This window comes from Emticicia sp. W12TSBA100-4 (genome assembly GCF_040253585.1).
Lineage (GTDB): Bacteria > Bacteroidota > Bacteroidia > Cytophagales > Spirosomataceae > Emticicia.
This window is the reverse complement of sequence record NZ_JBELAU010000001.1, coordinates 451,100-477,137: the sequence shown is the minus strand read 5'-3', so window position 1 is coordinate 477,137 and position 26,038 is coordinate 451,100. Positions and strand designations below refer to the sequence as shown.

The 26,038-nt window shown below is 34.8% G+C and carries 23 protein-coding genes; 6 read left to right on the top strand and 17 right to left on the bottom strand.

Features of this window, described 5'->3' with window-relative positions; all coding sequences use genetic code 11:
- Position 1 precedes the first annotated feature (1 nt).
- Complete coding sequence (locus tag ABR854_RS02185) at positions 2-601, bottom strand: BfmA/BtgA family mobilization protein (protein ID WP_350263702.1); 600 nt, start codon at positions 599-601, stop codon at positions 2-4.
- Positions 602-941: 340 nt separating this feature from the next.
- On the opposite strand from ABR854_RS02185, the gene ABR854_RS02180 reads away from it, so the two are divergent.
- Complete coding sequence (locus tag ABR854_RS02180) at positions 942-1,607, top strand: ParA family protein (protein ID WP_350263701.1); 666 nt, start codon at positions 942-944, stop codon at positions 1,605-1,607.
- 6 nt (positions 1,608-1,613) lie between these two features.
- Positions 1,614-1,934 (top strand): hypothetical protein, encoded by a 321-nt coding sequence (locus ABR854_RS02175; protein WP_350263700.1) that lies wholly within the window; start codon positions 1,614-1,616, stop codon positions 1,932-1,934.
- Positions 1,935-2,104: 170 nt separating this feature from the next.
- Here the strand turns inward: ABR854_RS02175 and ABR854_RS02170 are convergent, their stop codons facing one another.
- The 8 genes from ABR854_RS02170 to ABR854_RS02135 form a co-directional block, all read right to left on the bottom strand.
- Positions 2,105-2,917: a DUF932 domain-containing protein gene (locus ABR854_RS02170; protein ID WP_350263699.1), complete on the bottom strand. Its 813-nt coding sequence runs from the start codon at positions 2,915-2,917 to the stop codon at positions 2,105-2,107.
- A 73-nt stretch (positions 2,918-2,990) separates the two neighbouring features.
- Positions 2,991-3,428 (bottom strand): hypothetical protein, encoded by a 438-nt coding sequence (locus ABR854_RS02165; protein ID WP_350263698.1) that lies wholly within the window; start codon positions 3,426-3,428, stop codon positions 2,991-2,993.
- 74 nt (positions 3,429-3,502) lie between these two features.
- The gene (locus ABR854_RS02160; RefSeq protein WP_350263697.1) at positions 3,503-3,961 is read right to left on the bottom strand and encodes a single-stranded DNA-binding protein; all 459 of its coding nucleotides are present in this window, start codon (positions 3,959-3,961) and stop codon (positions 3,503-3,505) included.
- Between the two features lie 735 nt (positions 3,962-4,696).
- Complete coding sequence (locus ABR854_RS02155; RefSeq protein ID WP_350263696.1) at positions 4,697-5,776, bottom strand: nucleotidyltransferase domain-containing protein; 1,080 nt, start codon at positions 5,774-5,776, stop codon at positions 4,697-4,699.
- Between the two features lie 31 nt (positions 5,777-5,807).
- The gene (locus ABR854_RS02150) at positions 5,808-6,611 is read right to left on the bottom strand and encodes a DUF6602 domain-containing protein (protein WP_350263695.1); all 804 of its coding nucleotides are present in this window, start codon (positions 6,609-6,611) and stop codon (positions 5,808-5,810) included.
- 25 nt (positions 6,612-6,636) lie between these two features.
- On the bottom strand, positions 6,637-6,954 hold the full coding sequence (locus tag ABR854_RS02145; protein ID WP_350263694.1) for a Mov34/MPN/PAD-1 family protein: 318 nt from the start codon (positions 6,952-6,954) through the stop codon (positions 6,637-6,639).
- A gap of 142 nt (positions 6,955-7,096) precedes the next feature.
- On the bottom strand, positions 7,097-8,689 hold the full coding sequence (locus ABR854_RS02140; protein WP_350263693.1) for a ThiF family adenylyltransferase: 1,593 nt from the start codon (positions 8,687-8,689) through the stop codon (positions 7,097-7,099).
- Complete coding sequence (locus ABR854_RS02135) at positions 8,689-9,627, bottom strand: hypothetical protein (RefSeq protein ID WP_350263692.1); 939 nt, start codon at positions 9,625-9,627, stop codon at positions 8,689-8,691. The genes ABR854_RS02140 and ABR854_RS02135 overlap by 1 nt, the downstream gene beginning before the upstream one ends.
- Positions 9,628-9,773: 146 nt before the next feature.
- On the opposite strand from ABR854_RS02135, the gene ABR854_RS02130 reads away from it, so the two are divergent.
- Together ABR854_RS02130 and ABR854_RS02125 are read left to right on the top strand one after the other, a co-directional pair.
- A complete protein-coding gene (locus ABR854_RS02130; RefSeq protein ID WP_350263691.1) occupies positions 9,774-10,112 on the top strand; it encodes a helix-turn-helix domain-containing protein in 339 nt (112 codons plus the stop codon).
- Between the two features lie 14 nt (positions 10,113-10,126).
- Entirely contained in the window at positions 10,127-10,678 is a 552-nt protein-coding gene (locus ABR854_RS02125; RefSeq protein ID WP_350263690.1) for an ImmA/IrrE family metallo-endopeptidase, read from the top strand.
- A gap of 169 nt (positions 10,679-10,847) precedes the next feature.
- On the opposite strand, the gene ABR854_RS02120 is transcribed toward ABR854_RS02125, so the two are convergent.
- The 8 genes from ABR854_RS02120 to ABR854_RS02085 all read right to left on the bottom strand — a co-directional run bounded on the left by ABR854_RS02120 (position 10,848) and on the right by ABR854_RS02085 (position 24,987).
- Positions 10,848-11,390 carry an antirestriction protein ArdA gene (locus ABR854_RS02120; protein WP_350263689.1) on the bottom strand — a complete coding sequence of 181 codons (543 nt, stop codon included), beginning with the start codon at positions 11,388-11,390 and terminating at the stop codon, positions 10,848-10,850.
- 437 nt (positions 11,391-11,827) lie between these two features.
- A complete protein-coding gene (locus tag ABR854_RS02115; protein ID WP_350263688.1) occupies positions 11,828-14,872 on the bottom strand; it encodes a type I restriction endonuclease subunit R in 3,045 nt (1,014 codons plus the stop codon).
- Positions 14,873-14,878: 6 nt separating this feature from the next.
- Positions 14,879-15,694, bottom strand: a complete 816-nt coding sequence (locus tag ABR854_RS02110; protein WP_350263687.1) for a DUF3226 domain-containing protein — start codon at positions 15,692-15,694, stop codon at positions 14,879-14,881.
- Position 15,695: 1 nt separating this feature from the next.
- Positions 15,696-17,828, bottom strand: coding sequence for an AAA family ATPase (locus ABR854_RS02105; RefSeq protein ID WP_350263686.1), 2,133 nt, complete (start codon positions 17,826-17,828; stop codon positions 15,696-15,698).
- Between the two features lie 25 nt (positions 17,829-17,853).
- Complete coding sequence (locus tag ABR854_RS02100; RefSeq protein ID WP_350263685.1) at positions 17,854-19,170, bottom strand: restriction endonuclease subunit S; 1,317 nt, start codon at positions 19,168-19,170, stop codon at positions 17,854-17,856.
- A complete protein-coding gene (locus ABR854_RS02095) occupies positions 19,160-20,179 on the bottom strand; it encodes a PDDEXK nuclease domain-containing protein (protein WP_350263684.1) in 1,020 nt (339 codons plus the stop codon). Before ABR854_RS02095 ends, ABR854_RS02100 begins: the two co-directional genes overlap by 11 nt.
- A gap of 141 nt (positions 20,180-20,320) precedes the next feature.
- Positions 20,321-22,666, bottom strand: a complete 2,346-nt coding sequence (locus tag ABR854_RS02090; RefSeq protein ID WP_350263683.1) for a type I restriction-modification system subunit M — start codon at positions 22,664-22,666, stop codon at positions 20,321-20,323.
- Positions 22,667-22,785: 119 nt separating this feature from the next.
- On the bottom strand, positions 22,786-24,987 hold the full coding sequence (locus ABR854_RS02085) for a toprim domain-containing protein (protein WP_350263682.1): 2,202 nt from the start codon (positions 24,985-24,987) through the stop codon (positions 22,786-22,788).
- Positions 24,988-25,132: 145 nt separating this feature from the next.
- On the opposite strand from ABR854_RS02085, the gene ABR854_RS02080 reads away from it, so the two are divergent.
- Together ABR854_RS02080 and ABR854_RS02075 are read left to right on the top strand one after the other, a co-directional pair.
- Positions 25,133-25,687: a hypothetical protein gene (locus ABR854_RS02080; protein ID WP_350263681.1), complete on the top strand. Its 555-nt coding sequence runs from the start codon at positions 25,133-25,135 to the stop codon at positions 25,685-25,687.
- A gap of 12 nt (positions 25,688-25,699) precedes the next feature.
- On the top strand, positions 25,700-26,038 hold the full coding sequence (locus tag ABR854_RS02075) for a hypothetical protein (protein WP_350263680.1): 339 nt from the start codon (positions 25,700-25,702) through the stop codon (positions 26,036-26,038).

Genomic DNA, 26,038 nt, shown 5'->3' with positions numbered 1-26,038 from the left:
TTTATTTTTTGTTCAAATGCTCAATATATTCGATACCTTTTTGCTGTAATAAGTTTTCTAATTTGGGTCTTTCAGCCTCTTCAATTTCCAGCATTTCAAACAAAATATGTACTAATCCCATCAAAGTCCCTTGCGTTTCCAAGGCTGTTTCTTCTACTGTTTGCGTATCAAGTTCTACACTCTTTTTCAGTGAACTTACTTCACTTTTTAAAGCAATAATATCTTGTTGAAAAGGACGAATGTATTTGTTTTCTTGCGTTACGATGAAACCTAAAATATGATTCCGCAAGCGATTGATTGCCGTGGCAATCGAATCGTCTTGGTAATATCTGGGGTCAAATTTGTTCTTAACAAAATGTAATAAAGCGGCTTCTGTAAAGACTTTTAACGTCAATTTTTGAGGTACTTTCAGTTTTTTATCAGCCTTTTTTACTTGCTCTTTGATGGCAATTTGCTGCTCGGTTAAAATCGTTTTTTCATAATTCTCAAACAAAACATTGAGTTCGGCAATCGCAAAATTGGCTTTATCTAAAATCTCTTTAGAAATTGAAATGGTGGTTCTTTCAATGGTTTTTGCTTGTATTTGGGTCTTAGCATTCATATTTAAAAGTTATTCACTTTATAATCAGTCACTTAAGTTTTAATTAAATTCTTTAAAAATAGCTATGCTATTGATAGTCAAAGGTTTAGCTATGCTAAAAACCTCCCTCTTGCTACACTTACTATAACGTCAAATTTGAATTATATTTCATATTAATACTGTTTTTTATTTTATATTGAAAATATATTTATACTTTTACTTTACTCAAATACTCATTTCCTCAAATGCTTGATTACTATTTTACTCAAACGCTTCAACACTCAAACACTCATTTACTCAAATACTCTTTTACTCGCATACTCAGAAACTTATTTACTCACATACTCAATTCCTCAAAAACATGAACACAAAAATTATTGCAGTTGGCAACCAAAAAGGTGGTGTCGGAAAATCTTCAGCTATCTATTGGTTAGCCAGTACATTAAGCATTCACTATGACAAAAAAGTAGCGGTTATTGATGGCATTGATGCTCAGAAAACGATTGCCAAACGTAGAGCTGTCGAAGTATCGGAAGGGAAAGAAGCATTTCCTTTTGAGGTCTTTTTCATTCATCACTTGGCAGAGTTAGATACTGTTTTAGATGAATATTTCGGTAAATTCGATTTGATTTTGTTGGATATGCCACCACTGGTTAAAAACGAGTTTAAAATCTTGTTGGCGGGCTGTGATGGCTTGTTGATTCCGATGCTTGCCGATACGGTTGATAGAGATTCGGCTTTAGATTATATGTTATATGTTGAGGAAATCAAGCGTGCAAACGAAATGTATTTGTGCTATGGTTTTATCAATCGCTTTACCAGTAGTATCAAGCAAAGAGAGCTTCCAGCATTTGCCAAAAATCTTGGTATTGAACTTTTTGAAAGTGCCGTTCCTGCTGTACCATTGGTGCTTTCCATGAATGAAACTTACATTTCACCGTATGATAGAAATGGCAGTAACGGCAAAAATGGCAAGCAATATTTGGAGGCATTTATTTTGGAGTTCATCGACAAATTTTTAAAATAAATTCCGATGGGAAATGATGAAAAAGCACCTCGAAAAAGGATATTTTCGGAAGAGCAAAAAGCGGAATTATTCAACGGACGAGAGCCTGCGGTCGGCGTTCCGCTGGGCGACACTTCGCTGGTCGGCAACCCGCATTTAGCGAAAGCCGATTCTCCAAAAATCGAAGAAGAAATTTTAATACGAGTTCAATTTAAAGCGAAATTGGAAACTCAGTATTTACTAAATTGCATTTGTAAGAAGAAAAAAATGAGCCGAGATAGATTCATGGTCGAAATGATACACCAAGAAGCAAAAAAAGAAAACATAGTAATTTCGATTCATTTGTAGCATAGATTGAGTAACATGGCTTATGACCACCAAAAACTTAAAACTATCATTGGGCGAAGCCCAAATTTTTTTGGACAAAGCGAAACCTTGCCATACAGACTATCTTATTTAAAACGGGATAAAAAGGTTTAAATTAGGGTTGTAAGTGGCTGCACTTGCAACCCTAATTTTTAGGCATTCATCAACTCACTACAAAACTTAAAAGCGGTTTGATTGAGTTCGTTTGATGAACCAAACGGATTGCCAAAAGTGGCGTTTTTAGAGTTTTTAATGTGGGTGGTGTAGTGCGTAATACCATTAAAAAGCCCAAAAGCGTTATCGCCCAAATCGGCACATTCTCGGTCAATCGAAGAATTGAGATTAGTTATAATATTTCTTTTTCGGGTCGATATTTCATTACCGAGCTTTTCTTCGTCATTCATTCGGGTTAATCGCTCAACCAAAGCATCTTTGATGGAATCATCTACTTTTACCCATGAAAGTTGCTCCATTTTATCAAAAAGTTGCGTGCGTTGCTTCATAAACATATCAAAGTATTGTACCAAACCATCAATGCGGAGACTGTTATTTTTGGTGTGGTTTACTTGAAGTTGACGAAAATTTCTTGAAAAACGGTTTGAACATCTGACCATAATATTACTATTTCCAATAAAAAAGCCCGTTGAACCATCAAAACTATTACCAATCATCAAATAATCTTTGAACTCATGGCCGCAAACTTGCATAGTGTCGGTACATTTGAGAAATGCCAAAACTTTTTTTCCGCCTTCTACATCGTAGTAATTTTCAATCGGAAAACCTGTAATATCGTGTAGTTTTTCGGTTACTTCTATAAATTTTTCGTTGTGTGTGGGGGTGTAACTTGATTTAGCAATATTTAGTAATTGCTCATTATCGTTGCGGAAAATGCCTTTATAGCCTATTACCTGTTTATTATTGGCAAAAATTGGTTTTTCTATAATATCCCATTCTAAAGATTCCATTGAATTAAATTTTGAGTTTTAAAGAATTGATTTGAAGAAAGCCCAACCCGAAAATTGAGCTTTCTTTGGGTGCTTAGATAGTGAAATTAACAATTTCCGATTCTAAGGCTTTGAGATGGGTTTTGCCTGTTTTTACCAAATTATTGATAAAATCCAAAATCATGGCTACATTCTGAATTTGAATGTTTTTGCCTGTGCCTACATTTGAAATGGTCATAACTAAACCTTCATCACCGTAATCTTTTGAAAAATCCTCAAATTCGCCTACTCGTTCTTTGGCTTTATTGAATTGCTCTTTCATTTTTAAGCCTTCATCTAAGCGGTCAAAAACTGCATTGGCTGATTTTACTTCAACTACTTGGAGTTGTGCAGAAACTTCAATCGGCTTTTGTTCTTCGGTAACAATTGGCTCTGTACCGTTGGTTTTTCCTTTTTCGATAGGTGTTTCTGCTTTCGCTTGTGCCACTGGTGTACCGTTGTACTTTGCTGAGGTGTTTACTGGATTTGTCATTGTATTTAGAAATTAATTGATTTGATAAGCCGATGAAAGGGGGCTTTTTCCCTTATATGATTAAAAAAAATAAATTAGAATGGTAAATCTCCTTCGTTTTTGCCCGCTTCAAAAGCAACATTGCTTTCTTTGGTTTCTCCGAGCAAAGATTTTTTCTTTCCTTTAGGGTCTTGTTTGGCTTCCTGTTCTGCCTTTGCTTCTACTTCTTCTCTACGTTTGCCCAATAATTCGATGCGTTCAACTTTGATTTTTACTGATGTTCGGGCGTTACCTTCTTTGTCTTCCCATTTTTCAGTTCTGATTTTTCCTTCGATACAAATGCGGTCGCCTTTTTTGATAATAGTTTCAGCTACGTTGGCTAAATTGCCCCAAACCTCCAAACGATGCCATTCCGTTTGCTCTATTTTTGTGCCGTCTTTCTTGGTATAATTCTCATTCGTTGCCAAAGAAAAGTTGGCTACTTTCGTACCACTTTCAAGGGTGCGAGCTTCGGGCGTACCGCCTACATTTCCGATTAAAATTGTCTTGTTCATTATTGTATAAATTAAAGATTAAAATGATTGTTTCTTTGAATTAATGTGCTGATTATTAGCTTATTATCTCCTTGTTTGATAGTATAAAGATACAGCAGAAACGGTGTTTTTTGAAGTAAATGGAATAGAATCGGCAAACAAGATTCGTCTTCTTTTCCCTTTCGCTAAAGAGAGTTTTGAGCAGTTTTTCGCTTTGAAATCGAGTAATAAATATGATAATACGAGTATATTATCTCAAAGTTTTAAAGAGAAATTTGGATGTAAATTTTAAAATTAATGTAGCAGGGGAATTGGCTTACCGATTGCCGCAGAGCTGGTGAGCGGTGTGCCTCAGTGCGAACGAAATGGGTAGAATGAAAGGATAAATAAGTGAGGAACGAACGTTTATCCTTTCGTTTTACTTATGAAGTGGGGCAAACTAAAATTATTCATTAATAATTAATGTAGCCAAGCCTAAACAGGCTTAATGGCTATCGTGCAACTGATAGACATTGTGCCTGTGTGCGAGCGGAATCGGTGCTTTTTCAGCACTGATGGAGCGGTGGGAGCTGAGATTGTTCCTTGTTAATAATGAAGTCCAAACAGGCTTTGAGCTATCTCCTGAAAGTATTGGGATAACTGACATCGTGCCTGTGTGTGAGTGGAATCGGTGCTTTTTCGATACTGATGAAGCGATAGGAGTGAAAAAGAGATATAGTTAAAAGTCATAAAACTATGTAATCTTCAAATTGATGATTACAAATATTTTTCTAAATTTTTTGGGTTTTCGTTTAAATCATCAAGAATATCATAAAGTAAATTTTGTGTTTGGTTTTTCTCTTTTACAGAATATTTTTCCAAATAGTTATTATTTGAATTGAATGGGTCTTGAATGGTCATATTATCAAATTTCCGAGCCAATGAACCAATTGCCAATTTTAAATTACCAAATTTTGAATATCCACCTTTTCTTCTTATAATGTCAGGTACTATCTTGTTAATAATTGGTGAAAGTAGTTTCATCCCAGTTTTATTCTTTATTTCTTTAATTAGTAAGGTAGTATCTCTTGCCTCTAAATTTCCTGTAAATTGGCGATTATGACCAATAATATTAGTTTTTTGTCGAGTCTTTTCAACACTATTCCAAATTATTAAATCTCCATTAGAATGAAAGTTTGAAGTTACTTTTGCAGGCAATATATCTATACTAAATGTTGAACCATCGTCTTTTTGGACAATAATTCCTGTTGAAAACCTTTGGTCACGAACGGTATAACCAATTTTCTCTAATACAGGTTTTAGTCTATTAAAGGTATTTTCATATCTTTCTTCAATTGATTTTCCTTTATTGAAGACCAGAGCTATATCATAATCAGAAGATGTAGGATGTGATACTTTTTTGGCTCTTGAACCATGAAGTTTTGGGGGAATAGCTAATTCGTTTTCAAATTCTGTCGCACAAAAATTATTTATCAAGTTAAAATGCAACTCTTCTTCGGAGAATTCTGGAAATGATTGTTTTATTTCTTTTAATTTGTTCCGAACAAATTTTTCACCATAAAAGGGTGTAGAAGTTTTTCCCGACTCATTTTTTCTTAAATATTCAAATAGTGCTTTAATACCAAAAATACCTAAAGCTACTCCGCCACCAACAAAAGCTCCTTTGATAGCTTCTTTTTTCAATTCATCAATGTTCAGATTATCAAGATAATCTTTTAAAGTCTTAGCTTTACCATCTTTTTTTTGTACAGCGAGTTGGCTAATGCCATATATCATTAAAAAAAGTATTACTCCAGAAATAATACCGATGGTTGTGAATTTAACAGCTTTTTTCATGCTAAAAGGTATTTATAAATTAAATCTAAAATCAGAGTTCTTCATCAATTGTAAAATTAATTGCGTTTGAGTAGGCATTTAAATCGATTGCCGCAACTGTCCCAATAGTTTGTTGTAAATATCTCATTAATTGTAAAAAGAAAGTAACTAATGACTTATCAGCGGTACTGAACGTTGTAGAACTATATTCTCGATTTTTATAGTAATTTGTAATTCGTTCGTTAAAATCATTAATCTTGTTATCCTCATCAATTGCATAATCAATATAAAAACAGCCGCCTTCAACCGAACAACCCAAATCAATTGATTTTAGACTCTTCAAGGACTCTAAGTGTTTTTCAATGGTACTATTTTGAATAGTGCTAACACTGGTGAGTATCCCACCTAATATTTTTGTCAGGCTACGAGGTTCAAACTGTTTTCCCCTATCAATAATGTTAGTTGATGTTCTATGTAATTTCCTTACACTCTCAATTTTGTCTCCAGCATATTCAATATAGCCCTTTGTAAGTTCGGGCTTAACTTCAAAAACAGCATATACTCCTTCTGCTGGAATATAAAATATCCCATTTTGTGAAAAAACAAATGGCGTATAATGTTGGTCGTATATTACTAAATCTATTTGGTCGCTTAAATTTCCTTTGCAATCAATAATGATAGCTTTATCAATACAATATCTATTTGGTAAATACTTTCTCAACCATTCAATCCAAACATTTTCTAACGAATCACCTTTTGTCCCTGGGTGAAGTAAAAATTCCCTATTAGTATTTAATTGAGCAATCATTTGATTTTGTAAGCCTTTAAATAATTCAGCAATATCTATTTTGTTCATGGTATTTTTACTTTTAAAATGATACTTAAACTTCATGAAATTTAATTAATTGATTTGATTTTAAACTGTAACACTGATATTTTATATCATTACCAATGCCTAAAATTATCAATAATGGTGTTGTATTTTTTATTTCAGGATTATTAGCAATTTCTTTCATACTTAATAAATCTTGTGAACTAAATTGTGTTGAACCATTTGGGTGAGTATGCCATTCGCCTAAATATTCTATCTTAGAATTACTTTCTACAAAGATTTTCTGCAAATAATCATTCAAAAAATCTGCATGACGGATAAATCCTGATTTTTGACTTTCAAACCTCATAGGCACTTCAATATCCACAATGACTCAAAAATCTTTCTCTCTGATTCCTGTTAATATGCCACCAAATTCTTTCGGATAGAAAGTTTTTCCTAATAGTATCATTTTCTCTAATAAAGACTCTGAAAATAACACTCTAAAATCTATATCGGGGTTTATACAACTAATAATCAATAATTTCTAAGTTTAAATATCCGTTACGTTCTACACTTTTTACTAAAAATGTGTTTAAATCTAATTGCTTTTCTAACCTATAATTGATATTTTGGATTGCTAAATTGAGTAAACCGTTTATATCAAAATAAGATGCTTCAAAAGTTGGACTCCAACAACCTGTTCCTTCATAAAATAAGATTTTTTCTGAGTGGTCTAATTCAAAGAATATCTCATTAACATCCTGCCAGATTGTGGAACGTCCTATCGCACAAACCATTTCTTGGGCTTTATTAGAAATTGAAATATTAATTATCGTACTTACAAGGTCTAAGCTATCCAAATATATACACAATTCATCATCCGATGAACAATCAAAGATATAATCATAATGATTCAACTCCTCTTTTTGCTTTCTTTTACTTTCGGTCGAAATATCTTTTTCAATGTATCTAAATTGACTTTCTATGAAGGGAGAAATCATATTTAATTGAAGTATCAAACTCAATGCTTTAAAATTTCCCGATTGAGTTAGAAAGTATTCCGAACGGCAAATATTTCCAGGCTCAATATTTTCAAAATCACTAAAATCAATAAATTTACAACCACCTCTTGCTAAAATTTTCCCTAAACTGCTTCCAATTGCTCCACAACCAATTATCAAAATGTTACTTTCTTGCAATTTTTTTGTAGTAGCTCCACGTCCAAAAAATCTCATCGGTGAGATATTTATTGCTTTTGCCCATTGAATTTTACAATCTTCAAATCTAAATTCGTAATAATTAGTTGCTTTTCTTATACTTTTAATAGGAATATGATTTGTTTGTACTACTATAGCTTGCCAATGAATTTCATCGGTATTTGGAAGATTATACCCTATTAAAATACTCAACAATTCATTTTTATTTTTTTTCAATTTATATAATCTTTCGGCGAATTTTTGGTTAAAAGCCTTATTCAACTCTGCCCAATTTTCAAAGCTAATATTTCCTTTTCCAATCGGTTCTCTGCCTAAAAAATAATAAAATCCTTTTACTATTGTTGGTTGTGAATGAATTCTTTTCGACCATTCACACGAAGTATTATTAATTTTTGTAATATAATAATAGCCATTGCCCTTTTCAGATGGCTTCCATTCAACTGCCTCAAAAATACCAAAATCATCTTTAACAAAGGTCGTCTTTATATCTGTAAATAGAAAAGTGGTATCATTCTGATTTGGAACAATCAAGTAATCATACTTTTCATCTTTTTCATTTCTTATATAATATTTATCTCGCCATTCTTTTAGCTTTTCAATTTCAATCAATAATCTTGTTGTTAAATCTGCCGATTTAGGAACAACTAAACATACAGACCTATCTTCGTTTATATGTAAAATGCCAGATACATTTTTACAAAAATACTTACTGGATTTAGCTCCACAATCAAGGAAAGGATAGTTTTTCTGAATAATTACATCAAAAAGCAGTGAATCTTTAGGTGAAGCATCTAACTTTATACTACCACAAAATCCATTTTCCGTGAATTTGAATGTTTCCAATAGATTAATTTCTACATCTTGTTGGAAAATGCTATTAATAATAGAGAGTCGTTCTTCCATCAACTAAATCTTGAAGTTCCTAAAATTGCTGCACTTTTATTGCCATTACTTTCTTCTTTTGGAGCATACTTTTCATTAACAGCAAAATAAATTTTGATATTTTCTGAACGCTCCTCTATTCTCTCCAACATTGTTTTCATATCATTTGATAGATTTTTCTTTTCTTGCTCTGTCAAATCATTGGAAACAATATTATTGCTATTGCCTGGGTCTTCTAATTTGATTGTCTCAACGTTATCTCTAATAAATTCCATCGCTTTTTTTAACCGTTCCCATAAATCAACTGGAATCGTAGTTTCATTTTTAAACGCACGTATCACTATTAATTCAAGAAAAAAGGATTTTATATATTTTTTTCCTTTGTTGTGTTTCCAAACCTTTAAAAGTCTAATAACAGGTCTTTCTTTTGATTTACCATTAATATGCTCAGTATGATTCTGGATATTAGTTAGTGTTGAAGTAGCATCTTGTTCATTTTCCTCTCTTACATAAAGTTTCAAACGATTAGTTTCGACATAATCATCTTGTGTAAGTTCTCTTCCAGACACAACATCCATACAAATGATATCACCTTCAAGGTCGAAAGTTAACCCAGTTGATTTCGTTTGTTTTCTTACCTGAGTTAATTGGTTATCCTTTTCTTTATATTCTGTATTAAAATAATTGAAAACATCATCCGCCATTTCTTGTAAGGTAGTAAAACTGTCATGTTTAAAAGGCTGGCTAATATCAATATCAAATTTTATATTTATCGCAGTATGCTTGGCATAAGAACCGCTATTGATTGCACGAGTTGGCCGTTTATTACCATATTTGTCTTTCAAGGCATCCTTAATCTCATCTCTCTTTTTCAGAGCCTTATCCATTATTGACTGAATATGAGTCATTTTGTGGCTGTAAACAACGTCTTCAAGGTGTTTTGTTTTACTAAATTCCATAATTTTGTGTTTAAATTAAAAATAACTTGATTCATTAATGTATAATTCATTAATTTTTGTTTCATTTGTAATACAATTAAGTCAACAAAAACGTTTCATTAGTGAGACATTTTTTTAATTATTTTCACAAATGATACTTATAAGCAATGGCAACAAGTCTTGATAATCAATTATTAGCCTCAATGATAAAAGCAAAAAGGGGGAAAATGGGCTTACGACAAGCTGCAATAGAGATTGGAGGAGTAAGTTCTGCAACTCTTTCAAGAATAGAATTAGGGAATACTCCTGATGTTGATACTTTTATCAAAATATGCAACTGGCTTGGAGAAAAAACAGATACTTTTATTATTCAACAAGATGAAAATGATACTTCTGGAAATAACCAACAAAGAATCGTAGCTCACTTACGCTCAGAAAAACAATTACGGCCAGATACTATCGAAATGCTATTAAAAGTTATTGAAATTGCATATTCCCAAAACTGAATCTTTGAACACAAGTGAAAAATAATCTCTTAATAAGAGGGTTTAAAGCAGAAGCTGAACGTAAATCCCTACAATTTAGACAAGCATTAGGTTTAAAAAAGTATGATAAATTATGTGCCTTTGAACTCGCTAAGCATTTAGGAGTTCGGGTTTTATCAATTTGGGATTTAATACCAAATGATGGTAAAACGTATGATGATTGGTCTGCGTTACTTATGCCAAATCACCAACAAAAGCCTATAATTCTTCATAATCCTCACCATTCTGAGCCACGGCGTCAAAGTGATATTATGCATGAGTTAGCTCACTTCATCCAGAAGCATCCTTATCCATCTTTTGATGTTCTTGGCTGTTTACCAAAAGAAATGGTTGTAATAAATCCGATATATGAAGAAGAAGCAAAATGGTTAGGAGCGGCTTTGCAGATTCCTAAAGATGGATTGATATGGACAATTTATCAAAAAATGGAAGTATCTTCAATTGCAAATCATTTTAATGCAAGTCTCCAAATGGTAAATATGAGAATAAATACGTTAGGATTGAATAGAATTATAGCAAAGCCTTAACTTATTCACCTTAATTCTATACTTTTTCATACACTTTGCTTTTTTATTTAACAAAAAATTTACTTCCATGAGATATTATGAGTATTTAACTTTAGTATTTTAGTAAAATAACAAATACATGAAAGCTAATACCGTTCATTTTTAAACAAAAAGGGGTTGCCCCCTAATTCTATCGACGAAAAACATGGCCATCATAATCTACAAAGTCTTCAATGAATAGGTCATGTGCATAAGCTTTGTAATCGAAGTAGTTTTTTAGATGCTCTGGCATCTCATCTAAAATCCCATGCTCTTCAATGTACTTGTAGGCAAACTCAACTTCTGTTCCTTCTGAGCCATCGTAATAGCCTTGATACTCATCTGTAAATTCTTGCATCAATTCTTCAAAATCTGTATCTTTATTGATGTCTTTATCTCCAATGAATAAGCCCAAAGCCTCAATGGTTTCATCTTCCATATCCTTGATTGCTTCAACATAATCGAATAATTTATCGCTTACTGAGCATTCAGAAATCAACTTTTTAGGAATATTTTCGTAATCTTGAAACATAAACTCTGGGTCTTCTTCATCGCTGTGCAGCTCTTTGCAATACTCAAAGAAAGAATCTTTTGTATCGTAAATTTCTAAATCAATCCATTCGCCAAAGATTGAGCCATGATTGTATTTAGCGTAAGTACCAACATAAATTTGAGGTGTTTGTGAAGTTTTCATTTTAAAAAATGATTAAATTAAGTAGCCCAGCACTCGCACGAGCAATCGCCGATTCCAACACGAGATTAGAATGACAGGGTTTATCCCCTCGATTGCAAGCCCATTTGATGGTTTACGGTGCGTTGGGTTTTGTGAAGAGCTAAAAAATCAAATGACGTAGTGAAGGCTTGCGATTGTCAGGCTATTTCTCGTAATTTTCGATGCACAGTGTGAAAAAATGTGCGTGGGGAAAACGTAATGCAGTCCGCTTCCCGCTGGGTCGCCAGTCCGATGGTGCAAAGAAAAAAAGGCTCTTTGACAATTTGCTTTTTCTGCAAGCTGGCAATGTGCCTTTGTGCGGGTCGGCTCAGTGATTTGTGAGTTTGGAGAGAGTAAATTTACCTAATCGGTAAACTGATGGTAGTCGTTTACCGATTAGGTAAGGGTTACGAAGTAAATCAAAACCGAAGGATTCGCTTGATTGTATCTTGCATAGCTATTTTGAAACTTTGGTCTTGCGAGATTAGCTTATAAAGTTCCAATTCTGTTTTTCGTTGTTTACCCATCACTTCTTCAAAGATTTTATTGAAGGCTATCTCTCTGTTTTGAGAATCAACATTCGATTCGTACTTTTCTTTGAAATCTGGGTGGGCTTGCATTTGTTTGGCAAGGCTAATAAACTTTACTCGTTGTTCATCGGGTGTTGCTTCCCAACCCTGAAACCATCGCTCGTTGAAACTATTAATTATCAAATCGAGTGGGTCTTCTTGGATTTCGCCATGTGTGCCTCTTGGATTTGAGTTTTGTGGGTCAAGCTCTGTTTCTGAATCATCCAATTCAATACTGGCATTCAATTTCACTCTTTCTAATCCATAAGTCGATAAATCGACTGAATCAAGCAGCTCATCAATAGCATCATTGGCAGGGTCAGCAATAATAAGTTTTGGAATTAGAAATTTTAGAAACCAAAAAAGCTTTTCCCATTTGACCATTTCAAAAGGTAAAATGGCGGCCATTTGTCCGTAAATTTTCACAAATTGCTTGGCTTTTATCTTAAAATCAGCCTTTGCTTCGTGTTCGAGTTCCAAAGAATTATTAAATCTTTCGGCCGATACATCAATAATTGGACTTAATAATTGTGCATCAACACCGCCAAAATATTTTTCAATAAAATCTTCAATCTCGGCATTTTCATAAACTCCAACAGCATCTAAACTTGCTTTTAGGTCGTGCAATACGTTTACATCGGTTGCTTTATTTAGGCTTGTTGCCGTATAAAATGGGTCAAATGCTGCTTTAATATCATCGGTCGAGTTAAAGAAATCCAGCACAAACAAATCTTCGGTTTTCTTACCCAGTTTATCGGCGGCTCGGTTTAATCTCGATAAGGCTTGCACTGCCAAAACACCTTGAAGTTTTTTATCAACATACATGGCCGCCAGCTTCGGTTGGTCAAAGCCCGTCAGATATTTGTTTGCTACTACGAGCAATCTATAATCGTCTTCGCCAAATTTATCTCTGGTATCTTTTTCTGCAAAGCCATTGATACTATCTTCGGTATATTCAATGCCATCTACAGTTTTTTTGCCCGAAAACGCAATCACTATCTTAAAAGGGTTGCCTTTTTCTTTCAATATTCTTTGTAATGAAAAATAGTACCTAATTGCCGACTCAATACTTTGCGTTACGACCATGCCTTTTGCTTTGCCTTTCAATTTCTTCGTGTTCACAACTTTTGTTGTAAAATGGTCGAGCATAATTTCGGCTTTAGTGGCAATTGGCTCTCGGTTTTGTTCCACAAACTTTTTGAGTTTTTTCTGGGCCTTTGCCGTATCAAAAAGCGGATTGTCTTCTACCGATTTTTCTATTTCATAATAACTTTTGTAAGTTGTATAATTGGCCAAAACATCCAAAATAAACCCTTCTTCAATGGCCTGTTTCATTGAATACAAATGAAAAGGCTTGAATTTTCCATCGGTTTGTTTGACACCGAATTTCTCCAAAGTATTATTCTTTGGCGTAGCTGTAAATGCCAAATAGGAGGCATTGCCACGCATCTTGCGTGAACGCATCGCCTCTAAAATCTTATCCTGAATATCAATTTCTTCATCCTGTTCTTCGGCATTATTACTTTCTGTGCTGCCCATGACCCTGTTTAAATTATCGGAAGCGGTGCCGCTTTGTCCGCTGTGGGCTTCATCAATAATTACGGCAAAACGTTTTTCGCTCAAATCGGCAATGCCATCAACAATAAATGGGAATTTCTGAATCGTAGTAATGATAATCCGCTTGCCACTTTCCAGGTTTTCTTTGAGTTCTTTTGATGAATAGGCAGGAGCAACAATGTTTTTTACCTCCGAAAATTCTTTGATGTTTTCTCTGAGCTGCTTATCGAGCAATCGGCGGTCAGTAACAACAATTACAGAATCAAACAAAGGGTTGTTTATGCCCTTGCTGCCGTTTACTTGGTCGCTTTCGGGGTAAGTTTCTATCAACTGATAAGCCGCCCACGTAATCGAATTAGATTTGCCCGAACCTGCCGAATGTTGTATCAAATAGCTCTGACCAACACCGTTTTTGCTGGCATCGGCAATGAGTTTTCGCACAACATCCATTTGGTGATAACGTGGAAAATACAGATTTTTCTTGTTCAATTGGTCGGTGTCTTTGCCATCAAAACGCACAAAATGTTGAATAATATTGGCTACGCTCTGGCGGGTCAATACTTCTTCCCAAAGATACGCCGTTTTGTGTCCGAAAGGATTTACGGGGTTTCCCTTACCGTAATTATTGCCCAAATTAAAAGGTAAGAAAAATGTATTTACACCATCGAGTTTGGTGGTCATATATACTTCGTCGGTATCGACGGCAAAATGCACCACGCAACGACCAAAATTGAGTAAGGGTTGAGTAATATCTCGTTTGGTGCGGTATTGGTTTTGGCCGTGAACTTTGGCGTTTTGCCCTGTCCAATGGTTTTTTAGTTCGAGCGTAGCGAAAGCTAATCCATTGATAAACAGCACCATATCTATCTCTTCTCGTGGATTAGTGAGCGAATACCGTATTTGTCGGCTAACGCTAAACTCGTTGCTCTCGAAGTTGCGTTTGACGGTTTCGCTGCTGCTGGCGAGTGGTAGCTGATACAAGAATGTAAAATGGGCATCATCAACTTCCAAACCTTTGCGAAGGATACGCAAGATGCCGTATTTTTTTATCATGCGGTCGAGCCGCTCCAATATTTTTAGTTTCCAATCACTCTGCTTTTGGAGTTTTTCGAGTTCTTCTTTTTGTGTAGTTTCCAAAAAATGCCAAAACCTGACTTCATCAATGGCATATTTTGCATTGAAATCATTGGCCGAGCCGATATAATAACCATTGCCAGCACGATAGAATGATGGATGTTCGGCCAAATTGCCCGTCGTTCGGAGGTTTTCGAGGCAAGTGCCTGTTAGTTTAGTTTCAATGGCTGCTTCTAAAGCGGCTTCGGTTGTGTTGGTTGGCATAAACGGCTATTGTATTAAACTTTCAAAAAAACTAATAATCTCCTGACACTTTGCATCTGCTAATATTTTCTTTTCAGTTATGAAATCCGATTGAGCAATAATTACGATGTTTGTACTTCCTGATTTTTGTAATTGCCCTGCAACTCCGATGGTAGCTTTTTGAATCTCAAAATCTTTGGCTCGGCTTTTATCATAATTTTCATCAAGATACACCTTTGCATTATCAAAAATCTCTTCGTTGCCTTGCTTCATTAGTGGTAGTATCATATCCTCTAATTTTCCAGTATTTTCAGCTTCTTTACTAAAAATATAGCACCCTAACTGTAATCCATTCATTGCCTTTGTTTCGGCATTGTGGTCAAACGAAAAGTCTTCTATTACTTCAGCTATTTCAAGATTTACTTGCTGTATTCTGTCTTCAATACCATTTTTATCGGCATCAAAAAAATAGGCTATTGACAAAGTTGTATCAGGAGGTAAAGTTTGTATTTCGCCGTCATTTGGCAAAAAATCAACAAACTGTTTTAGTATTTTACCCCTCAAGTCCTTTCTCGAATCTCCACCCAAAGCATAAAGAAATAAGTAAATATCATCCTTTTTAAGTGTATTAGCAGGTATTAATATCTGTCTTATTTCTGTAAATTTTAGTTCTTCAACGTTCGATTTTTTTACCTCATTTTTGAGCATATCGCTCATTGGAAAAGGGAAATCTGCTAATTTGGTACCTTCATTACTCTTGAAGCCGATTGTTTTTAGAATTTTTACGATAAATGCAACATCATGCGGACCTTCACACAAAATTGCCATAATTTGTGTTGCCATTTTATCGAATATCAATGTTTATAGATTCTACCAAAGATTTTAGTTTGTTCCCTTCCAAATATCTACAAACAATTCTGTTGTTTTCTTTTTTTAGTGTAAATACCGTTAGTGCATCATCAGGATAATTGTTTTCTACAAAAGCATCTATACATTCTTTGCTGTGGGTAGAGAGAAAAACCTGAACATTAAATTTTTCGGCTAAGAGTTGAATATATTCAGTAAAATCTATCAACAAACTTTTATGAATAGCACTGTCTAACTCATCAATACACATAATGCCATTTTTACTATATCCCATCAGTAGAGCTATTTCTAACACTCGCTGCAAACCCTCACCATATTTTGTTAAGTCAATCGCATAATCATGGTTTGAAGAACTCACCATGAACCTACTCTCATTTTCGATACTCACCATTTCGATTTTTTCGATACTGGCATCCATTTTTTGTTGAATAAAACCAATTATATCATCGAAATACTTCTCTTGTACAGCTTTGGCGTGTGCTTTACGGAGTAAATCACCATCATATCGGTAAGGACTACTAAAGGTGGCATCGCATAGATATTGGCTTTTGTCAAAATATAGTTGTGGGTCACGGTTTGAAAATAAATGAATATTACTCTGAAAAGTATCACCATTTACATTTGCTTCGGACTCAATGCTACTCAAATAAAAGCTTTTTTCTATGTTTTCACTTGTTTCGTATTTTTTGATTGAAAGCGAGCAATTTTTGTTATTAAAAATTCCTTCAATATCAATATCTTCAACAAATGATTTATCAAACCATTTTGGAGATAAGTTTTGATAAAATCTTCCTCGAAACTTTTCAAGCTCGATTAATGATTGAATTGTGTTCAAGCGAGTAAATAAGTAGATTAGCTCCAACACAGAAGTTTTTCCTGTGTTATTCCCACCTGCAAAGATATTCACTCGGCTTAGCTTTTGAATTTCAATATCTTGTAGTTTTCTGTACTTTTTTACTTTAATTATGGTAAAATGGCTTGTGAGTTGGTTGAAATATATATTTGATTTCCGTTCAAGTAACTCAAGATTTGCTCGGTTATTTGGCAATAATCGCTCTATCTTATCTTTCAATTTAACAACTTTTTGGTATTCTTCATCGGTCATATATTCGCTAAACTGAAATACCATCTGAACCTCCTTACTCATGTTTTCCATAGCATTTTTGAGGCGTGTTTCGCCTACGGCATCGCTCAGAGCAAAACCCGCAGTAATACTTCTGGCTTTCTCCATCTCTTCGATAGCCTTTGGCTCATCTATAAAATTGGCTAATTCTCGTACCTCATCTCTTTTGGTAATAATTGGCTCTTTTATAATTTCCTGTTCGCTGCCATCATCGTTTTGTTCGGTATATACATCTTTTGATAGCCATGAAAAAATCCGTTCTTCGTTTATTGTTGAATGCGGTCGCATATCACTATCATTCCACACTAACCAACTTTTTATTTTCACGTTAGAAACTATTTCTTGAAAAATAGCAAACATGTTACTGTGAAATTGGTCTCCATAATCACTTGCTTTGTAGCGTTCTATAAGAGCCAATGCTCTCAGACTCTTCCTAAGGGTTACTTTCCCAATCCCTAATGAATTATAAACTTCATCTTCGCTTAGGTTATATTTATACATCAAATCATGTAGGAGTTGAGATTGATTAATCAAACTCCACTTTTTCTTACCACTGATATGATGTAAACCCATTGTGATAAGATGCTTCACAGGACTTTCACCTGAAATTGACAAAACTTCTATTTTTTTAAAATCAGATTCACTTAATTTCCCAACATCATTTCCTCTTTTAAATTGGTCATAAAGATATTTTAGGGCAGCCGTACGACGATTACCTTCCACCACAAGAAAACTCCTCTCGGGTAATTCTCTAACTTGAATAGGGTCTAATTTGAGTATGCCATTTGCTTTAAAACTAACTATCAAATCGCTTATATTCTCTTCATTTTTTCCAACTAATAGATTATAGGTGCGGTCTTGGATACGCTTATCGCTGATTTCGGCATCTGCCACCCTTTTATAGTCCTTGTTATCAATGAACCGATAATTATTGGCATCGAGCATTAATCTATCTATATGTTGAGATATATATTTATCTTGTTCCATTTTTTTATCTTTTTGTACAAATATATTAAAAAACTCTCACCTTCCCCGTTACGGCACTGTTTATCAAGCTACTCTTATACTCCTTCAAAACCTCTATCTCTCGCTCTTTTAAGCCTATCGCTTTTGAGATTTTGGCGGAAATGTTTTCTAAATATTCTGAAATGGCAATTTGTTCTTCAAATGGAGGAATTATGATTGGCATTCTATTTAATAACTCTTGACTTAATGATGCTCTAATTACCAAATTCATTTCTTTTACAAAAAAGGCTCTATGAGTTTTGCTACTAAAATAAAATTTTGAGAAACCTTTATAAAGAATATCTTTGCTTGGTCTAAATCGAATCAAAAAACCTGCAAAAGTTGCATCTTCGATTGTTTTTAAGCAAGTTGAAGCAAATCCTATTTCTTCAACAGTTTCGGAGGTTCTCGTAAAAAAAACATCACCTTCTTTTACAGAATATTGCTTTCTATCTTCAATACTCGACTCTGCTAAACCATTTACATTTTCAGCTAATTCTATGCTTTTATAAACATCTCCATAACTAACAAAAGGAAATCCAGTACCAAAATATTCAGCACCTTTACTAACACCATTTTGACATTTTCCGATGTATCTCAACCTTTTCACTTCCCAATGCTCAGGAATTTCTCCAATCCATTCAATACCACTATCTTTCAAAGGTACATTTACATCTAAACCACGAGTTACCGCCCGATGAATCAGTATTTGGCGGCGTTCTTTCAATAGTTCAATTTGGCGTTCTTTTATCTCAATGGCTTTGTCGATTTTGGTGTTTTTTTCATCCAAAAATTGAGCTATTTTTTCTTGCTCGGATAGGGGTGGCAGGATTGATGGAATTCTAAAAAAATCATCAGTATAAAGCCTTAATCTACTTTCAATTACTCCTGAAGAATTTCTTTTGAATTCAGATTTGTATAATTCTGTTCTAAATAAATAGTGAAAATATTTTTTTGCACCTTCTACTTTTAGCCTATAAATAGAGTAGGCAGGGCTTGTAATACCTTCAAATTCTGAGAAACCTAAACTACCATTCCAAGCAAGCATTATGTTTGAAACTAAATCGCCTTTAAATACCTTTTTATATCCTTCTAATGTTGCTGCATTTGTCAATAATTCACCTTCTTCTAATTTATCACCTTTTTTTGTTACACCAGTATATTGAGAAACAGAAAGTAAATCCTCATTTCCATTCATACTTCTTTCATTAATCTCTTTGAATAGATTTTTTATTCTTGTCACCTCCCAATGTTGCGGGATTTCACCGAGCCACTCGACGTTTGAGGGTTTATAATTATCGTATTTTTGTAGTTTATTGTTCATCTAAAAGACTCTGTAGTTTTGAGGTAATTTGTTCAGTGGCTGGCAAAAGTGCTTTGTATGCCTCTGGGAGGCTATTTGTTGTAGTATAAGTTGCCACTCCAATGGGCAATGTTGCCGTTTTTAGCGAATATTCAACAATTGTTCGGTCCTTGCTTTTGCAAATAATAATACCGATGGCAGGGTTTTCGTGCGGTAGTTTCACAGTATCATTCAACACCGATAAATAGAATTCCATTTTTCCTTTGTGTTCGGGTTCAAACTCACCGATTTTCAAATCAATTGCAATGAGCGATTGCAGTTTTCGATGAAACAGCAGCAAGTCAATTTTATATTCTTTGTTGCTTACATATATTTTGTATTGGTTGCCAATAAAACTGAAATCAGCCCCTAATTCTAATAAAAAGCTTTTGATGTTTTTTATTAGAGCTTGCTCCAATTCATACTCACTATGCTCGTTTGCCATTTCTAAAAACTCAAAATTATAATGGTCTTTTACTGCCAAATGAGCTTGGTTTTTTATTTTTTCAGGCAAAACATCATCAAAATTGGTTTGATTGAGCAAGTATTTTTCGTAGGTTTTGTTTTCAATCTGATGAATTAGTATATCTTTTGTCCATCCAAATTTTTTGGTCGAAATTGTATAAAACAAACGTTGTTGTGAGTCTTTACATTTCGACATAATAATCAAATGTTTACTCCAACTAATTTCTCCAACCAATGGTTGGAGATTTGTATTTCCGTTATATTCATTATAAAACTGTACCATATACCAAAGATTTGTAGTAGAAAGTCCAGACATTGATGGGAACTCCGCTTGTAATTCTTTAGAGAGAGTAGGCACAATGGCTTTGCCCCAGCCCAGTGTTTGTTTTTCAGCGATGGCTCTGCCCAATTCCCAATATAAGTTTATGAGATGCACATTTACTGCTTTCAGGGCTTGGTACTGAGCCTCTCGCACTTTTTGCTTTATTTCAGCAATAAATTCTATCTGATGCGTATCTAAATTCATAATAAAATCTTTTTGTTTTTCAATTGGTCAGCCACTGTCTGACCAATTTGTAAAATTGGAGTAAATTTGAATTTTGCAGAAATTGTCTGCAAAATTGATTGCTTTTTAAATTTGGCAGACTTGTCTGCCAAATTCAGCAGTTTAAAACCCCAAAATCTCAGCAATCAAACCATCGCTTTCGGTTTCGAGTGCCAAAATATCAGTCGTTACGTCTTCCAAACTACGCAAAGGCTTGTGGCGATAAAAATACTTGTTGAAACTGATTTCGTAGCCAATCTTGGTGGCATCGAGGTTAAGCCAAGCCTCTGGCACGTGGGGTTTTACTTCACGCAAAAAGTAATCGTAAATGTTTTCTTTCAAAGGCACATTTTCAGTATCTCGCAAATCTGATTCGGTTTCGTATTCGATGTATTCGCCCGCTTTTGTGGTAGCAAAATAGCCATAATCAGACAATTGGTTTTCAGTGCAGTCGAGATGCTCCAATAGTTTCGTGAGTTTTTCGCCCGTAAGTTTGGTCGTAGTTTTTATGACCTTTTCGGCGGTTGGGTCATACCAACTCACGGCGTTCAGAATGGCGTTTTTCTCGGAAGATGATAATTTACTTTTGCTTGCCTTCAATTCGGACTCTATATCATTTCTGAAAACATTAAAATCGCTGTATTCGTCCGTACCAATGGCGGTCATTAGTTGGCTGGCAATCGTGAGCAAGTCTATTTGTTTTTGCCACGTAGCGGGGTTGGTTAGCGTACTTGCTTGTTTATTATTGAGGTTGAGTTCTTGTTTTTCGCACCAATCCAAGATAGTTTTTTGGTGTTTTTCGAGATTGGTATAAACTTCTTCTCCAAAAGTTTCGTAAGCCCACGCCATTGGCTCACGTAATGATTTATCAAAACGCAGTTCCGCAATTCGTTCTTCGCTAAACTGAGCCTTTAAGCGTTTTGGGCGTTCGATGCTTACTTTATAATACCCAAAATCTTGATTATCAAATACTTTGGCGGCAATACCTTCTTCGCCCACTCGTTCAATGGCTTGTAGGTTTGTATAAACCGATACAATTTCTTTGATGTGTTCGGGCGAAAACTCACAGTTTTTATTACCCAGATTCTTACGCAATTTTCGGTAAAGCTGCCTAGCATCAATCAACTGTACTTTGCCTTTGCGATGTGTAGCTTTATTATTGCTCAATACCCAAATGTAGGTCGTGATACCCGTATTATAGAACAAATTATTGGGCAGTTGAACAATGGCATCGAGCCAATCATTTTCGATAATGTAGCGTCTGATATTGCTTTCTCCGCCGCCAGCATCGCCCGTAAATAAGCTCGAACCATTATGCACCGAAGCAATGCGAGTGCCAAGCGGACTTTGGTTGAGCGGTTTCATTTTATCAACCATTTCCATCAAAAACAATAACTGACCATCGGAAGAGCGAGGAATGGCATCAGCATCTTCTTCGATACCCCAATAATCTTTGAGTTTTATCTGAAAACGGCTATCAATCGTCTCTTTTCCATCTTTGATGTACTTCTGCTCACTCGCCCAAGATTTACCGTAGGGTGGATTTGAGAGCATAAAATCAAACTTTGTACCCGCAAACTCATTCGTCGAAAGCGTAGAACCAACCCTAATATTTTCGGGGTTATTACCCTTAATCATCATATCAGATTTACAGATGGCGTAGGTTTCGTCGTTGATTTCCTTGCCATAGAGATAAACATCGCCTTTGGCTTTGATGTCGCCTTCTTCGTCTTTGACAAAATTCTGAGATTCGGTCAGCATACCACCACTGCCGCAAGCGGGGTCATAGATGGTCATTACGGGCGGTAGTTTGTCTTTTACAGGGTCGAAAATGATATGCGTCATTAGGTCAATCACCTCCCGAGGTGTGAAGTGTTCGCCCGCTTCTTCATTATTATCTTCGTTAAATTTACGGATAAGTTCTTCAAACACATAACCCATGCCCAAATTGCTCAACGGAGCGAGTTTTCGGCCTTCGGGGTCGGCTTTTTCAAAAGGTGTCAGATTGATATATGGCGAAGTGAATTTCTCCAACACATCAAGCAAAACATCTTTGGTGGCCATGTGTCGCACTTGGCTTTTGAGCTTAAACTTCTCAATGATTTCTTTTACGTTGGCACTAAAACCATTGAGGTAGTCTTCAAAATTGGCTTGTAATATTTGTTGGCTATTGGTGGCGGTATCGTGCAAGCGTTGGAGAGTCCAGTCGCTGATATTATAAAAAACGTAGCCAGAGGCTTCTTTAAGACCATTTTCGTCGAGTTCGGTAAGACCTACTTCATTTTTTTGAAAAGCAAGTTCTTCTAAAACTGCTGTTTTGGTGGGTTCGAGAAGAGCATCTAAACGACGCAAAACAACCATTGGTAGAATAACATCACGGTATTTTCCACGGACATAAACATCACGGAGGCAATCATCAGCAATCGACCATATAAAAGAGACTAATTTGTTGTGTACGGCAGTATTCATGTATTGTTTTTGGAGTGAAATAATGGGTAAATATCGGTAAAAAATTGTGTTTTGGGATAATAAATGATGGAATACTTTTGAACATTTTCTCTATCCAAAAACAGAATATGAGGGTAAAGTCATATTCCAACCTCCATCGAATTATCTTCTTTTTTCTGCGTAAAAACTAAATCATCAATAGCATTTTTTGATAATCCGTCAGCTAAATCATTTTTAATAAGCCCAATATCCAGCCCGTCACGGTTAATTTTGTCAAACTCAAAGTTTTCTATCTTATGAATGATGGGCTTGCCATTTTCGATTGAAACATTGTAATCAGCCGTGGCAATAATAGCACCTTTTTTGTCAGAAATTAATAGTTCTCCGAACTCGCTTTCTAAACTTTTTTTAAGCATTTCGTCTTTCTCAGGAGTTGACTTTTCGGCTAAATAGCCTTTGTTCTTTTCTATGAAATCTTTGTCAATTTGAGTACTTTCTTTCAAATTTGGTATCATTAGATACACTGAATTTGTATTGCGATTGAAAGTAATGACGAAATTCTGTGCATCTGAAGTATTGATTTTTTCTTGAAAACCAGCATCAATTCCTGCAAAATTCTGTAATTTATCATTTGATTGAATCTTCTGAAACTCTATAAAATGTTGATGTGTACTAACTTGATGAATAGTTTTGACAATCACACAATCGTTGATAGGAAAAAGCTCTTTGCTGAGTTGCAAAGCCAAAAGTTTTTCTTCTTGTAATGTGCGTTGTAGTAAAAAGTCTCGTTGCTGCTTTTCAACTTCTTGTTTTAAAATGGGGTTAATTTCCTCAATTTTACCTTGTCTAATGATGGCAAAAACCTGTGGTTTATCTACTTCGTGCGAAAGATTATATTTTTCTAAATAGAGTTTTATGGTCTGCTTTTGCTCTAAACCCCGCTGTTCTGCATACGAAAACGCTTCAACTCCTTGCGAAAATCGTTTTTCTGGCAACTCAACACCCTGTTTTTCTACCGTTACCACAAAAGGCTTTTGGCGTTTCAATTCATCATTCCAATCTTTTTGAATGGGGTGTTCTAAAACAAATTCATTGGTTAAACCTTTCAATTGAATCAAACCTTTTTCCACCGTCAGTAAATTGGTATTATCATAAGGAAACTTGATTTCAATCTGAGCATTATGAGTAGATTTGGTTATAGTGATAACTTTCACAGCCGCTTCACTACCTTCGGCAATATTATTTTTCAGTGGGTCAATCAAATATTCTTTTAGGTTGTTTGCCATTACTCGGCGTTTTTCATCAGTATCATAAGAAAAGTTGATGCTCAAAGTTGCTTCCGTCTTTTGGCTGACATTGATTTCTGCTTTGATATTATTCGATAAATCGTTTTCGGGTTTAGACAGTCGGCCAAGAAGGTTAATTGTAAATACTTTTCCTGCTCGGTCGTTGTCCATTAACGAAATAATTTGTTTCGGTTCGGAAGCATTAATGAATTTTTGAATGGTATTGTAAGCCGAATTACTCGGATTACCAACGGTTGAAATAAATGCTACTTGCAAATTCTTTGACCTTATTTCTGCATATTTCAACTCAAAATAAGACATCGCATCAATCGGTGATTCAATCAAATAGAGTTTGTCAAGTTGTTGCTTGGGAAAATTAGAGGAATGAATTCCATTCTCTCTTTTTTCTTGAATTTTATTGAATTGCCCGCCTCGATAGCCCAATTCTTCATCATTTCTACGAATTTTTGCCAATAAAATCTCTTCATTTCTGATTGGAAAAACGGTGTTTGTGTAGGTCTTTCGATAGTTTAAACTTACCTTTTCGTTATATACTTGGTATTGAAATTCGGGCGAACGATACGTTTTTTCGGTAATGCCACGACCTTCTAAATATCGGGTATCAGTCAAAGGTAACAAGTTCAACTCTCGGTCAGTTAAGCGTTTTTCTGTTTCTGCTTTTCTACTAATAGCTTTCACTTTTACCGATTGTTGTGTTGGAGGATTACCCAAAAACTCATCAATTTTCTGATACAATTTCCTTTTACCTGCGGCACTCGACAGGTCAAGATGATTCTTGTTTTTTTCAAAATCAAGCAAAGAGCCTCGGTCGCTACTGTCCATTGCCGTCCAGTATTTATAACCGGTTTCGGGATAATAACGAACGCCAATTGTATCCAAGTTTTCTTGTCCAATGTTCTTTTGTAAAATCACATCGGTTGCCGTTGATTTTTGTTTATTTACCTGATAACCTTGCCTTTCAGCATAATCTACCAAATTGATTTCAAACTTGGCTTGACGTATTTTTTCTGCGGCACTGACTGTGGTATTTTCCATCGTTTTTAAATTAAAATAGCTTGAATTTTTCTTTTAAATATATATTATAGTTTGTTTTTGAAAATATTTTAATACATTTGTTTCTTAGAAATTGTGTTAAACTATGTTATTTAATTTTCATATACAAATACATTAAAATACTATAATGAAAAATATTTCAAAAATAGTATTGAGATACCAAGTAAAAATCTTGCTATTGGTACTTTTCATAAGCCTGTTTCTAAATACTTATGAAATGCTTTTTAGTCTAATTAAATCAGAAGCAATTTTTAATAATGGCCGACCCAATGAGATAGGAAATACAGAAGGACTCTTGGCAATAATCGCCTATTGTTCATTGGTTGGCATTGCCTATTGCGTGTTTTCGGCTTATCTGAATAATGACTTTCGGAGAAATAAATTTCCCGATATGAGTTTTGATAAATTCAAAGACGAACCTCAATTCGATGTGCGAGATTGGACAGACTTTAATAAATCTTGCCTGATAGAAACGGAACGCTTGAAAAGAATTTTGTACAAAACGGAAGGGGAAGAAAAAATTGTACCTACTGAAAATACTCAAAAAAATAGAATCGGTGTAATCTTACCATCCTTGCATAATAGTGCAACTTTAGAAGTCGATGAAGTGATGAATTTGAAAAATAAAATTAACCAAACCAAACACCGAAGGGCTAAAGCTGAAAACGTTTTAACTCTTTAAAAGAAAAAAACAATGAAAAAACAACTCACTCTATTACCCATCTCAACGCTCATCATTGCCTTTGCACTTTTGAGTATTTTACCCTTAGAAACCTTCGCCCAATCGGCGGCGGGAGCTCAAAGTATTGTGAAGAAATTCATTGATGTTATCAACATTTTGTTTCCCGCTGCATTGGTTTTCGGACTCATTTATGCCGTGTTTGGGTACATTGCTGATGCTCCCAACAAGCACCAAAGATTGATTTATCTCATTGTGGGTGTAGCCATTTGGTATGGTTTCTCGATGATTATCGGAGATATTCAAAGCTCATTTGGTGGTAGTGGAAAAATTGACCCTAATATCGTTCGATAA